The following is a 14,930-nucleotide window of genomic DNA, read 5'->3' on the forward strand; positions in this document are numbered from 1 at the left end:
CTGGGACGACAAGGGCAGCCATTGTGGCACCGTGCCAGCAGTCAGAACAACTGCGTCCAGCACGGTAAGCCTTTAACGCACTTGCGGCCGCAGGATCAACACCCCCAACGGCGGCAAATTCAATGACAGCGACACCGGTTGCCCATGGTGGGCGTCCTCCTGGGTAAACACCTCTCCCCCATTGCCATAATTGGAACCGGCATAGGTATCCGCGTCACTGTTGATCACCTCCGTCCAACGCCCGGCGAACGGCACGCCGACTTTGTAGCCTTCACGTGGCACCGGCGTGAAGTTAGCCACCACCAGCACCGGCCGGCCCTCTTTACTCCAGCGCAACCAAGCGTAGACGCTGTTGATGGCATCATCGCCAATCAACCACTGGAAGCCTTGGGGCGCGTCATCCTGTTCGTGCAGCGCCGGCTCCTCGCGGTACAAGCGATTCAAGTCGCCCACCAGCTTCTGTACGCCCCGATGCTCGGGGTACTGCAACAAGTACCAATCCAGCTGCTGGTCGTGGTTCCACTCGCGCCACTGGCCGAACTCGCAGCCCATGAACAACAGCTTCTTGCCCGGGTGCATCCACATGAAACACAGGTAGGCACGCAGGTTGGCGAACTTCTGCCAGCGGTCGCCGGGCATCTTGTCGATGAGCGAATGCTTGCCGTGCACCACTTCATCGTGGGAGATCGGCAAAATGAAGCGTTCGGACCAGGCATACACCAGGCCGAAACTCAGTTCGTTGTGATGATGGGCGCGGTACACCGGATCCTGCTGGATGTAGTGCAGGGAGTCGTGCATCCAGCCCATGTTCCACTTGTAGTTGAAGCCCAGGCCGCCCTGTTGGGTCGGCTGGCTCACGCCGGGCCAGGCGGTGGACTCTTCGGCAATCACCAGCGCACCCGGCGCTTCAAGGGCGACCACGTCGTTCAAGTGACGCAGGAAGTCGATGGCCTCCAGGTTCTCCCGCCCGCCATGGCGGTTGGGCACCCATTCGCCCGCCTTGCGCGAGTAATCGCGGTACAGCATGGAGGCCACCGCATCCACCCGCAGGCCGTCTACATGGAAATGCCTGAGCCAGTGCAGAGCCGAGGCCAGCATGAATCCATGCACTTCGGTGCGGCCCAGGTTGTAGATCAGCGTGTCCCAATCCTGGTGAAAACCTTCCAGTGGGTTGGCGTATTCGTACAGCGCAGTGCCGTCGAATTGCGCCAGGCCGTGGGTATCGGTCGGAAAGTGCGCCGGCACCCAGTCGAGAATCACACCGATATCGGCCTGATGGCAGGCGTTGACGAACCAGGCGAAATCCTGCGGCGAACCAAAACGCGCACTCGGCGCAAACTGCGACAACGCTTGATAGCCCCAGGAGCCGCCAAAGGGATGCTCCATGACCGGCATCAGCTCGATATGGGTGAAGCCCAATTGCTGTACATAGGGAATCAACCGTTCGGCCAGTTCACGCCAACCGTATTGGCGCGACACTTCACCGGCTTCGTCCAGTTCACACTGCCAGGAGCCCACGTGCAGTTCGTAGATCGACAGCGGCGCGCTGGTCTTCTGGCGCTCTACGCGTGCCTGCATCCATTGATGGTCCTGCCAGTCCACCTGCAACGGTACGGCGACTTTCGAAGCCGTGTCGGGCGGCAATTGGGTGGCCAGGGCCATCGGGTCAGCCTTGAGCGGCAAGATCCCATGGGCGCCCAAGATTTCATACTTGTAGGCCGCTCCCGCTTGCAGGCGCGGGATAAAGATCTCCCAAACGCCGGACGGATGCCGCAGGCGCATCGGATGACGGCGCCCGTCCCAAATATTGAAGTCGCCCACCACCGACACCCGTCGCGCGTTGGGCGCCCACACCGCAAAACGCACACCCTCGACGCCATCGACGCTGGTGACCTGGGCGCCCAGGCAACTGCTGAGGTCACGGTGATTGCCTTCGGCAAACAGGTACAGGTCCATTTCCCCCAACAATAATTGGCTGAAACTGTAAGGGTCCTCGGTAATCTGCTCACCGCCGGTCCACTGGATTTTCAGCAGGTAACCCTGGCGAGTATCGAAGTGACCGACGAACAGACCCGGCACTTGGCTCGCCTGCAGATGACCGAGCGGCTCACCGCTATCGCGCGCCAGCACGTGGACACTCAGTGCTTGCGGTAGAAACGCGCGGATAAACTGCCCGCCGTGCCCATCGTCATGGGGCCCAAGGATCGAGAACGGGTCATGGTGTTCGGCGCGCACCAGCGCTTCGACATCCTTGGAGGCCGGCATGGCGGCCAACTTGGGCTGCAGCGGTTCTTTATGCGTAAAGCTCATGACATCTCCCCCCCGCGTACAGGTTTGGATAAAGGTGTAAGCCCGCAGAGCAGGCCGTGCAAGCCTTGCAACGGCACGGGTAACCACGTCGGGCGATTTTCTGCTTCGTAGGCCACTTCGTACGCGGCCTTCTCCAGGCTGAACAACGTCAGCGCGGCCCCCTGGCCATGGCCATCCTGCCACTCATGCGCCAGTGTAGACGTCGCGGCCTGATAAGCCTGGGTAAATGCCTGGCGGGCTTCTTTCAGGTAGCGATCCGTCACGCGCTTGCGCGCCATGTCCGCTTCTGGCGAGTGATCCACGCCTTGCACATTCAGGGCCATCGCCGCCGCATAATCAAAGGAGCGCAGCACACCACTCACATCTTTGTAGGGGCTGTGCTTGCCGCGCCGTTCATGCAACGGCCGCGCCGGTTCCCCTTCAAAGTCGATCAGGTACGCATCGCCTTTGACCACCAGCACCTGGCCCAGGTGCAAGTCACCGTGGACGCGAATCCGTAGCCCACCCAGCGTGGCTTTGGCCAACGCCTGGACCTGGCTGCCGATGGCTTTTTTCTGCGCCAGTAATTCACTGACCCGCGCCTGATCCGCCGCGTTCAATTGGGCTTGATGAAGTTTCAGTAATTGCAAGGCGCGCTCGATTTGTGCGCCCACATCCTTGGCCCAGGCTCGGGTGTCCTTGAGCGTGGTGGCCTCGGGCGTGAAGTCGGTATCTGTGGTGGGGGCCGCCAGCAGCGCGTGCATTTCTCCCAGGCGCCGGCCCAGCAACCCGGCGAAATCCGCCAACTCACCGAGGGCGTTGTAGTGCTGCTCCTGTTCGGAGGTGGCCTCGGCCAGCTCATCACGGATGGCGCGTTCCAGGTTGTTCTGGGTCCAACTCCAGGCATCGCCCTGGTTACTCAGGTAGCCCTGGGCAATCATCAGCAGGTTGTCCTGGCCTTGCCTATCGTGGCGGACCATCGAGCCCAGCAGCGGCGAGATATTCGGATAGCCGGCGGCGGTCAGGTAGGCGCTCATTTCCAGCTCCGGGTGCACCCCGGCACTGACCTTGCGAATCAGCTTGAGCACCAGGCTCTCACCCACCACCACGGAGCTGTTGGACTGCTCGGCCGACAAGTAGCGCACCGGGGATTCATCCGTCAGCGCCAACTGAGCCAAGTGCGCCGTTGCCGCAAAACGCAACTCACCTTCGCTGCAACTGAGCACCGTGTGGGCCTGCAGGGCCTGGATCACCGCGCGGATAAAAGGCTCCAGGCTGAACGCATCCGTCACCAACCCCACTTGGCGTGTACGCCGTACCCGGGCCAGGGCCAATTGCTGCGGCAAGGCGCTGGTGAATTGGTCCTCGCCGAGAAAGCCCAACGGCAGTTGATAACGGCTGGTTTGGCCACCGCTGCTGACATCCATTTCACTGAGCAGCACCGGATGCAGCGGGTCGCCAAAGCGCACGCCATACGCGATGTGCACGCTGTCGATCGCCGCGTCTTTACCGGCAAACCAACGGCGCTTGGGTAGCCAGGCCGGCAGCGACGTACGCTCCAGGCTGGTGCGGCAAGGCTCCTCCAGCAACTCTTCCATGCGTTTTTTCAGCACCAGGGTGGTGAAGTCCGGCATGCTCTGCACCGGCTGCACATGCCAGCTGGGCATCTGGTTTTCCGCCGCCAGCACAAACCAATAGAAGCCGTACGGTGCCAGGGTCAGCAAGAAATTCAACTGGCCAATGGGCGGGAAGGCATTTGCGCCGAGCATCTCTACCGGCACCATGCCGGCAAAGGCCGACAGATCCAGCTCGGCCGCCTGGGCGCTGCGCGATACGTTGGCCACGCACAGGATGATTTCGGTACGCCCGTCCTCCCCAGTGTGTTCACGGGTATAGGCCAGGATACGGCGGTTGGTCGGCGAGAGCATTTTCAGGCTGCCGCGCCCAAACGCCTTGGACTGCTTGCGCACTGCCAGCATGCGCCGAGTCCAGTTCAGCAGCGAGTGTGGGTCTTGGGCCTGGGTCTCGACGTTGACCGACTGATAACCATATTGCGGGTCCATGATCGGCGGCAGCACCAGGCTAGCCGGGTCGGCGCGGGAGAAGCCGCCATTGCGGTCGATGGACCATTGCATTGGCGTGCGCACACCGTCGCGGTCACCCAGGTAGATATTGTCGCCCATGCCAATTTCATCGCCGTAATACAAGGTCGGCGTACCCGGCATCGACAGCAGCAGGCTATTGAGTAACTCGACCCGCCGGCGATCACGCTCCATCAGCGGCGCCAGGCGCCGACGAATGCCCAGGTTGATGCGGGCGCGACGGTCAGCCGCGTAGTAGTTCCACAGGTAGTCGCGCTCTTTGTCGGTGACCATTTCCAAGGTCAATTCATCGTGGTTGCGCAGGAAAATCGCCCATTGGCAGTTGGCGGGAATCTCCGGGGTCTGGCGCAAAATATCGGTGATAGGGAAGCGATCTTCCTGGGCCAAGGCCATGTACATACGCGGCATCAACGGGAAGTGAAACGCCATATGGCACTCATCACCGTCGTCGCCTTTTTTGTCACCGAAGTACAACTGAGTGTCTTCCGGCCATTGGTTCGCTTCGGCCAGCAGCATGCGGTCGGGGTAATGGGCGTCGATTTCGGCGCGGATCTGTTTGAGTACAGCGTGGGTTTCGGGGAGGTTTTCGTTGTGGGTGCCGTCGCGCTCGATCAGGTAAGGGATGGCGTCCAGGCGCAGGCCGTCGATGCCCATGTCCAGCCAGTAGCGCATCACCGACAGCACGGCTTTCATGACTTGCGGGTTATCGAAGTTGAGGTCGGGCTGGTGAGAATAGAAGCGGTGCCAGAAGTACTGGCCGGCGACCGGGTCCCAGGTCCAGTTGGACTTCTCGGTATCGAGGAAGATGATGCGGGTACCGTCGTACTTCTGGTCATCATCGGACCACACATAGAAGTCCCGCGCCGCCGACCCGGGCTTGGCCTTGCGTGCACGCTGGAACCAGGGATGCTGGTCGGACGTGTGGTTGATCACCAGTTCAGTGATGACCCGCAGCCCGCGCTTGTGAGCTTCGGCGATAAAGCGCCGGGCGTCGGCCAGGGTTCCGTAGTCGCTGTGCACGCCACGGTATTCGGCAATATCGTAGCCATCATCACGGCGTGGCGAAGGGTAGAACGGCAACAGCCAGAGGGTGTTCACGCCGAGGTCGGCAATGTAGTCAAGTTTGGCGATCAGGCCAGGAAAATCACCGATGCCGTCGTTGTTGGAGTCGAAATAGGATTTGACGTGAACCTGGTAGATCACCGCGTCTTTGTACCAGAGCGGGTCTTTGATGAAGGTGGCCGCCTTGGGTTTCTTCGCCATTGGAAACTCCTGAATACTCAAAAAAACGTGCAGGCCCAACCCGGTCGATGTGGGAGGGATCAAGCCCCAATTCCTGTCAGTCAAGCGCTATAACGAGCAACCGGTAACCTGTGGCGAGCGGGCTCGTCCCGCGTTGGGCTGCGCAGCAGCCCCAAAAGCTGTCTCTGCGGAGTATCGGGTACACCGCATGCGGCCTTCTTTGAGGCGTGCCCCCTCCCACATTCGATTCGTGCCTGAATTAAGAGGTGGTAATGCGCCAGATCCCAAACGGCATCTGCGGCTCTATGCGCATCCATTGGGTCTTGCCGTACCAGGTCCAGCGGTGGCCGTTCATCAAGTCTTCACCCTGGGTCTGGGCGTCGTCCGGCAAGCCCATTTCCCACAGCGGTAATTCAAAGTGGGCTTCCTGGGCGTTGTAAGGGTCGAGGTTGACAGCCACCAGGATGAAGTTGCTGCCATCCTCACTGCGCTTGCCGAAATACAGGATGTTGTCGTTCCAGGCGTTGTAGAGCTTCAACCCCAAGTGCGTGTGCAACGCCGGGTTCTGCCGGCGAATACGGTTGAGCTGGGCGATCTCGGCAATGATGTTGCCGGCGGCGGTGAAATCCCGCGGGCGGATCTCGTATTTCTCCGAGTCCAGATACTCCTCTTTACCCGGCACCGGCGCGGCTTCGCACAGCTCAAAGCCGGAATACATGCCCCACAGGCCCGAGCCCATGGTGGCCAGCGCGGCGCGGATCAAGAAGCCCGGGCGACCGGACTCATGCAGGAAGCCGGGGTTGATATCCGGCGTATTGACGAAAAAGTTCGGCCGGAAACAGTCGCGCCAGGGCGACTGGTTCAACTGGCTGAAATATTCGCTCAGTTCCGCCTTGGTATTACGCCAGGTGAAGTAGGTATAGCTCTGGGAATAGCCGACCTTGCCCAGGCGCGCCATCATCGCCGGCGTGGTGAAGGCTTCGGCGAGGAAAATCACCTCAGGGTACTTGGCACGCACATCGCTGATCAGCCATTGCCAGAACGGCAGCGGCTTGGTGTGGGGGTTATCGACACGAAAGGTCTTGACGCCCTCTTCCACCCAGCCCACCACGATGTCGCGCAACTCGGTCCACAAGCTTGGAATGGAGTCCGCCGCGTAGAAGTCGACGTTGACGATGTCCTGGTACTTTTTCGGCGGGTTTTCCGCGTATTTGATCGTGCCGTCCGGGCGCCAGTTGAACCAGCCCGGGTGTTGCTTGAGCCACGGATGGTCCTGGGAGCACTGGATGGCGAAGTCCAGGGCGATTTCCAGGCCGTGGTCGGCGGCGGCTTTTACCAGCCGGCGGAAATCGTCGCGGCTGCCCAATTGCGGATGAATCGCCTCATGACCGCCCTCCTCGCTGCCGATGGCATACGGGCTCCCCGGATCATCGGGGCCTGCGTTCAGGGCGTTGTTGCGCCCCTTGCGGTGGCTGCGGCCGATGGGGTGGATCGGGGGGAAGTACAGCACGTCGAAGCCCATGTCATGGATCATCGACAGGCGCGAATGCACGTCGTCAAAGGTACCGTGGCGCGCCGGATCATCGGTGATCGAGCGCGGAAACAGCTCATACCAACTGGCAAATTGCGCGCGCTCACGTTCCACATCAATCGGGTAAACGCTGCTGACGCTCAAATAGGCACGGTGGTCGGCCTGGGTCATCAACTGTGCACTGTCTGCGTGCAGGAACTGGGCAACCTGCTCGGTTTCCAGCAGGCCGGAGAGCTCGTGATGCAGCAGCATCAGCCTGTCACGCAGCTCATTGTCGCTGCGCTCGGCGGCCTGCAATACCAGGCTGCGCCCTTCCTGCAACTCCAGACTGACCGGCACCCCGGCTTCATGTTTCTTGCGCAGTTCGTAACAGAAGCTGGCGAAGGTATCGATCCACGCCTCGATACAGAACTCGTGCGGGCCTTGGGCGGTGACGGTAAACCCGCCCTCCCAGCCGTTGTTGCCGACGTCGGCCATGACCGCGCTATGCCAGCTTTCATCCCCAAGCCTGCGCCAACGAATCAGCACCGCCAGCGTGTCGTGACCATCGGCGAACACCGTGCTGGTGACATTGATCCGCTGGCCTACCACCGCCTTGACCGCAAACGCCCCGCCGTCGATCACCGGTGTGGTGCTTTCGATGGCGATCCTGGGCAACAGCAGTGCCTGCGACAGTGGCAATACGGCGTCTTCTGGCCTCAGTGTTTCAGCAGTCATCGAGCATCTTCCCCTTACGCCCCGTGGACGCTCTTTGCTTGATCCGATTTGTTCAGTGGGCCGAGCGTTCCCTGAGCAGGGCCGTATTAGGTCCGAGCCCGGGGCTTGATCAAAAGTTCAGGTGGATATGCCGCCACTGGGCGGGGAATCAATTCCCCCAGGCCACTGTCCACCGATAGAGCAAAGCACAAAGGAGGCCACAGCGATGAATATCCCGATCCCGGCGCAAACCCCTGACCCGAATATCGACAAACCCACGCTGCCGCCCAGCGAGCCGGCCCCGGTGCCTGAGCAGGAACCGCCGGAAAACGACCCACCTGCCGTGGAAGAACCGCCGACGACCATCCCCCCTGTGATCGTCACCCAATGACTATGGACATTGCCAAGGCCATGTCCTGCGTGGACTTGGGCAGTGACCGGATCTACATCACCAAGCCTGGTTCGGCGATTTAGTTGATCTGTATCAGCCCATACGCTATCCCACTGCACCCCACAGGCCACGGGGTGCAGCACATTGTCGCAGGGGTGCATCGAAGCCTCATCTGATCCGCTTTTTATCGGCCTACCTGAGTCTGTTATGCAAACAGAGCGCCCGGCATAGTTCATTGGCCTGATGGAGGCTGATGAGCGAACGACCATGAGCGAAAGAATCCCAACCGTGGAAACCTTTGAGCCCATACACCCAAAGAAGGTGAAGGCCAAATCCAGTGACAACCTGATCCATACCCGCAGTTTCACCGGCCTGTTCCGCACCTTGCGTGTCAGCGGTGCCGCTGTGCTGTTCCTGGCCTTTTTTGGCACCGTATGGCTGAACTGGGATGGGCGCCAAGCCGTGTTGTGGGACCTGGCTGAAAGCAAATTCCACATTTTTGGCGCCACCTTCTGGCCCCAGGATTTCATCCTGCTGTCGGCGCTGCTGATCATCTGCGCCTTTGGCCTGTTTGCAATCACGGTATTCGCCGGCCGCGTGTGGTGTGGCTACACCTGCCCGCAGAGCTCGTTTACCTGGCTCTTCATGTGGTGCGAAAAAATCACTGAGGGCGAGCGCAACCAACGCATCAAGCTGCAAGCGGCGCCCTGGAGCCTGGACAAACTGGCGCGGCGCTCGGCCAAACATACGTTGTGGCTGGGCATCAGTGTGCTGACGGGGCTGACCTTTGTCGGCTACTTCACGCCCATCCGCCCCCTGGCCGTCGAGCTGCTGACGTGGCAAATGGGCGGTGTGAGCCTGTTCTGGGTGCTGTTTTTTACCGGTGCCACCTACCTTAATGCCGGCTGGTTGCGTGAAGCGGTGTGTATGCATATGTGCCCGTATGCCCGTTTCCAGAGTGTGATGTTTGATAAAGACACCCTGACTATTTCCTACGACGCTGCCCGTGGCGAACGCCGTGGCCCGCGTAAGCGAGAAGTGCAGCCAGCGGACGTCGGTCTGGGCGACTGCATCGATTGCCAGCTGTGCGTGCAGGTGTGCCCCACCGGCATCGATATTCGTGACGGCCTGCAAATGGAATGCATCGGTTGCGCGGCGTGCATCGACGCCTGCGATTCGATCATGGACAAAATGGGCTATGCCCGTGGCCTGGTGAGCTATACCAGCGAACACCAACTGCAAGGCGGCAAGCCCCAACTGCTCAGGCCACGCCTGATCGGCTACAGTGCCGTGTTGCTGGTGATGATCGCGGCCTTGGTGGTGGCCTTGATTGAGCGGCCGATGGTGTCGCTGGACGTCACCAAGGACCGTGGCATGTTCCGTGAAAACAGCCAGGGTTTGATCGAAAACATCTACAGCCTCAAGGTCATCAACAAGACCCAGCAACGCCAGGACTACCGCCTGGAGCTGGTCGATGCCGAGGGTTTCCAGTTACAAGGCACGACCCAGATCAGCCTGGCCCCCGGGGAAATCAGTGATGTGCCCGTGTCGGTGGCACTGCTGGCCGACAAGCCGGCGAGCAGTTCACAGACACTGCGCTTCAAGGTCACCGACGTGGATGAGCCCTGGATCTACAGCGCGGCAGACAGCCGTTTTGTGGCGCCGATGAATCGCTAAGACTGAACAATTGTTTAAGGCAACCATGAAACGTTACGAAAAATTCGCCGATGACATCGCAGAACTGATCCGCTCCGGCGTCCTCGGGCCCGGCCAGCGAGTGCCGTCGGTACGCTATGCCAGCCAGACCTACGGTGTCAGCCCCTCTACGGTATTCCAGGCCTATTACCTGCTGGAACGCCGTGGGCTGATTCGCGCCCGGCCGCGCTCCGGCTACTTCGTCAACACCCACGCGCCGAGCCCGTTCTCGGAACCGGTGGTGAGTGAGCAGGTGCATGAGTCCACGCAAGTCGATGTGAGTGAGTTGGTGTTCTCGGTGCTCGACTCCATCAAAGACCCCACCACCGTGCCCTTCGGCTCGGCGTTCCCCAGCCCGATGCTGTTTCCGTTGCCACGCCTGGCTCGTTCCCTGGCCAGCGCCAGTCGCGAGATGGACCCGCGCCTGGTGGTCACCGACATGTCGCCGGGCAACCCGCAACTGCGCCGCCAGATTGCCCTGCGCTACATGGTGGGTGGCTTGATGCTGCCCATGGAAGAACTGCTGATCACCAACGGCGCCCTGGAGGCGCTGAACCTGTGCCTGCAGGCCGTGACCGAACCGGGCGACCTGGTCGCCATCGAGGCACCGGCGTTTTATGCCTGCCTGCAAGTGTTGGAGCGCCTGAAACTCAAGGCGGTGGAAATTCCGGTGCACCCACGCGACGGCATTGACCTGAACGCCCTGGCACAAAGCCTGGAGCGTTACCCGATCAAAGCCTGCTGGACCATGACCAGCTTCCAGAACCCCATGGGTGCCACCCTGCCGGAGGCCAAAAAGCAGGCACTGGTGGAACTGCTGCGTAGCCATCAAGTGCCGTTGATTGAAGATGACGTGTACGCCGAGTTGTACTACGGGCAACAAGCCCCCAAACCGGCCAAGGCGTTCGATACCGAGGGCCTGGTCATGCACTGCGGCTCCTTTGCCAAGAGCCTGGCGCCGGGTTACCGCGTCGGTTGGGTCGCGGCCGGGCGCTATGCGCAGAAAGTCGAACGCCTGAAACTGATGACCTCGTTGTGCCCGTCGATGCCGGCCCAGGCGGCGATTGCCGACTACCTGCAGCACGGCGGTTATGACCGGCACTTGCGCAAACTGCGCTACGCCCTGGAAGAACAGCAAAGCGCCATGCTGGCGGCAATCGCCCGTTACTTCCCGGCACACACCCGGGTCAGCCAGCCGGCCGGAGGCTATTTCCTCTGGCTGGAACTGCCGGAACAGACAGACTCATTGAAGTTGTTCCAGATGGCGCTGGCCCAGGGCATCAGCATTGCGCCGGGGCCGATTTTCTCGGCAACCCAGCGTTTCAGAAATTGCATTCGCTTGAACTATGGCAGCCCATGGACCGAAGCATCGGAAAAGGCCATGGAGACGTTGGGGCGGATTGTGCGGTCGTTTTAGGTGGGAACCAATCAGAAAAAAGAACCACACAAAGCCGTACATTTCCCACCGCGCGAAATGATTTTTCTTGGTTCAACGTGTAGGTTTCCCCATGAACAATGCTATCCCCGCTCACCTCATCAAGCTGCCCGTTCCTCCCCACTACATGCGCGCAGCCGAACAGAATCACGTACGCAAGATGACGCATCCCGAAGGCCGCCCAGCGGGTGACCATCGTTCGGCAGAAAGGATCATCGAACAGAGCCCCATTATGAGTCGCTTCCTGGAAGGCCGCGATCATTACGAGGTAGGTGATGACCTCAAGCGCCAGGTCGGTGACTGGACCAGCGCCAACCCCGACCCGGAGGCCAGGGCCAATGCAGCCTACGACCTGGACAAAGTGCTACGGTTTATCGACAACGTGGACGATCGCACCCTCAACGGCAGCCATAGCCGCAACGGTCACATCGACGGCTTCGCCGAGTACGGCTATGGCACCGTGCACAACTCGGAAGCCAGCCTCCTCAAGGCGTTTTCCCGTAACGGGTACGAGGCGCTGCGTTACCTGCCGACCTGACGGTACGCAACGTCAACGACCACCGCCCAAATCCAGGAATGTGCCAGTGGTGTAGGAAGCCTTGTCCGACAACAACCAGATAATCGCTTCCGCCACTTCATCCGGGCGCCCGCCACGGGCCATGGGGATACCGGACTCGAGTTTGCTGACTCGATCCGGATCACCGCTCAGGGCGTGGAAGTCGGTAAAGATATAGCCAGGCCGCACCGCGTTGACGCGAATGCCCTCACCCGCCACTTCTTTCGACAGGCCAATGGTGAAGGTGTCCAATGCACCCTTGGAGGCGGCATAGTCGACGTACTCACCCGGCGACCCCAGGCGCGCCGCCACCGACGACACGTTGACGATACTGCCGCCCTGCCCACCATGCCGGGGCGACATGCGCAGCACCGCGTGCTTGGCACACAGGATCGGCCCCAGCACGTTGGTCTTCATGACGTTGAGGATCCGGAATTCAGACATCTCATCCACCCGAGACTTATGCCCGACAGTGCCGGCGTTATTGACCAGCGCCGTGACTCGCCCCAGCTCGGTATCAACGCGATGGAACAAGGCGATCACTTCATCCTCGATGCTGACATCTGCCCGCACGGTAATCGCTTGGGCGCCCAAGGCGCGAACCTGCTCCAGCACGCGATGGGCGGCCTTTTCATCGGACTGGTAGTTGATGCAAATGCGATAGCCCTGGCGCGCAGCCAGCAATGCTGTCTCGGCGCCGATCCCACGGCTGCCTCCAGTGATGACGACAACTCTGTCCATGCGTGCGGTCTCCTGATTCAACCTGAAGTGTAGAGTTGGATCCAAGAATACCCGTCACAAACCGTCTTTGTCAGGCGCTACCGCGTCGGCGGCGCGCTGTATGTCGGCCATGAAGCCGTCAGCCGGCAATGGGTGCCCCAGCAAGTAGCCTTGCAAGGAGTTGCAACCCAGGCGGGTCAGGAAACTCTGTTGCACGTCGGTCTCAACCCCTTCGGCGACGATCCGCAGCCCCAACGCCTGGCCCAGGGCGACGATGGCCGAGACGATGGCGGCGTCATCGCTGTCGTGTTCCAGGTCGCGCACAAACCCGCGGTCGATCTTCAATTCGTTGGCCGGTAGGCGCTTGAGGTACATGAGGCTGGAATAGCCGGTGCCGAAGTCATCGATGGACAGGTCGACGCCCATGTCCGAGAGCTCCTGCAACACCGTCATGCTCGCATCGGCATCGCTCATGGCAGTGGTTTCGGTGATTTCCAGGGTCAGGCTGTTGGCCGGTAACTGGTGCCGCTCCAGCGCGGCCGCCACGCTCTTGACCAACCCGGCGTGGCAAAACTGCAACGCCGACAGGTTGACGGCAATACGCCAGCCTTCATAGCCCTGGGCGTACCACAGGCTCATCTGGCGGCAAGCTTCATTGAGCACCCAATCGCCGATGGGAATGATCAGGCCGGTTTTTTCCGCCAGTTCAATAAAGGTAGCCGGCAACAACAGGCCCTGTTGCGGATGCTCCCAACGCAGCAACGCCTCGGCCCCCACCGCAATCCCGCTGACCGCGTCGAACTTGGGCTGGTAATACAAGCGAAACTGCTCGTGCTCAAGGGCATTACGCAGGTCCTGCAACAACTGCAGCTGTTTGCGCGCGTTGGAGTTCATCGACACATCAAAAAAGCTGTAGCCGTTCTTGCCCATGCCCTTGGCGTGATACATCGCCGCATCAGCGTTCATCAACAATTCCTGAGGGGTGTTACCGTTGCCCGGGAACATGGCGATACCAATGCTGGCGGAAATATTCAGTTGATGCTCAGCCACATTGAAAACACGGTTGATCAGGCCGACCTGGCGCTCGGCCAAGCCCATGGCGTCGTCCGGCTGCGTCAATTGCACCAGCAACACGAACTCGTCGCCGCCGATACGCGCCAAGGTGTCGTGGCTGCGCAGGTCTTCGCGCAAGCGCAGGCCGACCTCACGCAGCAACTGGTCACCCAGATGGTGGCCAAAGGCATCGTTGACGGGCTTGAAGCCATCCAGGTCGATAAACATCAAGGCAAAGCAACCGCCCTGCTCCTTCACGGCCTGTATGCCTTGCTGAATACGGTCGGCCAGCAATGTGCGATTGGGCAGGCCCGTGAGCATGTCATGCAGCGCCAGGTGGGTCAGCTCCTGGTTGGCCAGGGTCAGGGAATCGGCGAGCACGGCTGTGCGAGCGTCCAGGCGCGCATCGAGCACCGAGGTCAACAGCGCAATCACCAATACGGCCAGCGACGTCACCAGCACCAGGTTATCCAGGCCCTTGCCACTCAAGCCTGTCAGGGTGGCACCGCAAAAACTGTCGTCGGCAAAACGCGCCGCGGCCATCCCGGTGTAATGCATGCCGACGATAGCCACGCCCATCACCACGGCCGCTCCCCCACGCGCCAGGCGCACATACGGGGTGTTGCGACGCAAGTTGAAGGCAATCCACAGTGCGGCACCGGACGCCACCACCGCGATCAACAAGGAGGCGCCGAACAAGGCCGGGTCGTAATCGATACCCGGGGTCATGCGCATCGCGGCCATGCCGGTGTAATGCATGCTGGCGATACCGGCCCCCATGATCAACGCGCCAAATGCCAGTTGCCAAGCCGGCAAACGCGGCTGGCTGACCAGCCACAAGGCAAACCCACTGGATAACACGGCGATCAGCAACGACAGCGCGGTAATGTCCAGGTCAAATCCGAGGGCAAACGGCAGGCGCAGGGCCAGCATGCCGATAAAGTGCATGGACCATACGCCCACCCCCATGGCCAGTGCGCCGCCGGCCATCCAAAGATAAACAGCGCGCCCCTTGGCGGTCGAAATGCGCCCAGCCAGATCAAGCGCGGTATAGGACGCCAGGATTGCGACGCACAGGGAAATAACGACAAGGGAGGGGGAATAGCTACCGATCAGCATGGGACTTCTCGCAGGCACGGGGCTGTAAAAGCCCGTGCCGGGTGGCAAAGCCGCGGATTGTAGCGAGAATAATTCTGGGACAGGTGATTAATTATCAGATG

Annotated in this window: 9 protein-coding genes; 4 read left to right on the top strand and 5 right to left on the bottom strand. The window is 60.8% G+C overall.

The genetic code is table 11. The features are described from left to right. Nucleotides 1–72 precede the first annotated feature (72 nt). The 3 genes from glgB to M5B43_RS19855 form a co-directional block, all read right to left on the bottom strand. Nucleotides 73–2,310: a 1,4-alpha-glucan branching protein GlgB gene (gene glgB, locus M5B43_RS19845; RefSeq protein ID WP_248751702.1), complete on the bottom strand. Its 2,238-nt coding sequence runs from the start codon at nt 2,308–2,310 to the stop codon at nt 73–75. Continuing rightward, nucleotides 2,307–5,654 carry a maltose alpha-D-glucosyltransferase gene (gene treS / locus M5B43_RS19850; RefSeq protein ID WP_248751703.1) on the bottom strand — a complete coding sequence of 1,116 codons (3,348 nt, stop codon included), beginning with the start codon at nt 5,652–5,654 and terminating at the stop codon, nt 2,307–2,309. The genes glgB and treS overlap by 4 nt, the downstream gene beginning before the upstream one ends. A 238-nt stretch (nt 5,655–5,892) precedes the next feature. Next, nucleotides 5,893–7,881 (bottom strand): alpha-1,4-glucan--maltose-1-phosphate maltosyltransferase, encoded by a 1,989-nt coding sequence (locus tag M5B43_RS19855; protein WP_248751704.1) that lies wholly within the window; start codon nt 7,879–7,881, stop codon nt 5,893–5,895. Between the two features lie 205 nt (nt 7,882–8,086). On the opposite strand from M5B43_RS19855, the gene M5B43_RS19860 reads away from it, so the two are divergent. The 4 genes from M5B43_RS19860 to M5B43_RS19875 all read left to right on the top strand — a co-directional run bounded on the left by M5B43_RS19860 (nt 8,087) and on the right by M5B43_RS19875 (nt 11,919). Next, complete coding sequence (locus M5B43_RS19860) at nt 8,087–8,251, top strand: hypothetical protein (protein ID WP_248751705.1); 165 nt, start codon at nt 8,087–8,089, stop codon at nt 8,249–8,251. A gap of 267 nt (nt 8,252–8,518) precedes the next feature. Then, the gene (gene ccoG, locus M5B43_RS19865) at nt 8,519–9,928 is read left to right on the top strand and encodes a cytochrome c oxidase accessory protein CcoG (RefSeq protein ID WP_248751706.1); all 1,410 of its coding nucleotides are present in this window, start codon (nt 8,519–8,521) and stop codon (nt 9,926–9,928) included. A gap of 25 nt (nt 9,929–9,953) precedes the next feature. After that, nucleotides 9,954–11,363, top strand: coding sequence for a GntR family transcriptional regulator MpaR (gene mapR / locus M5B43_RS19870; RefSeq protein ID WP_248751707.1), 1,410 nt, complete (start codon nt 9,954–9,956; stop codon nt 11,361–11,363). A 91-nt stretch (nt 11,364–11,454) separates the two neighbouring features. Continuing rightward, nucleotides 11,455–11,919 (top strand): hypothetical protein, encoded by a 465-nt coding sequence (locus tag M5B43_RS19875; protein ID WP_248751708.1) that lies wholly within the window; start codon nt 11,455–11,457, stop codon nt 11,917–11,919. Nucleotides 11,920–11,931: 12 nt separating this feature from the next. Here the strand turns inward: M5B43_RS19875 and M5B43_RS19880 are convergent, their stop codons facing one another. Next, entirely contained in the window at nt 11,932–12,678 is a 747-nt protein-coding gene (locus M5B43_RS19880) for an SDR family oxidoreductase (RefSeq protein ID WP_248751709.1), read from the bottom strand. 54 nt (nt 12,679–12,732) lie between these two features. After that, nucleotides 12,733–14,829 (bottom strand): EAL domain-containing protein, encoded by a 2,097-nt coding sequence (locus M5B43_RS19885; RefSeq protein WP_248751710.1) that lies wholly within the window; start codon nt 14,827–14,829, stop codon nt 12,733–12,735. Between the last annotated feature and the right edge of the window lie 101 nt (nt 14,830–14,930).

Source organism: Pseudomonas sp. MWU15-20650, from assembly GCF_023242475.1.
Taxonomy (GTDB): domain Bacteria; phylum Pseudomonadota; class Gammaproteobacteria; order Pseudomonadales; family Pseudomonadaceae; genus Aquipseudomonas.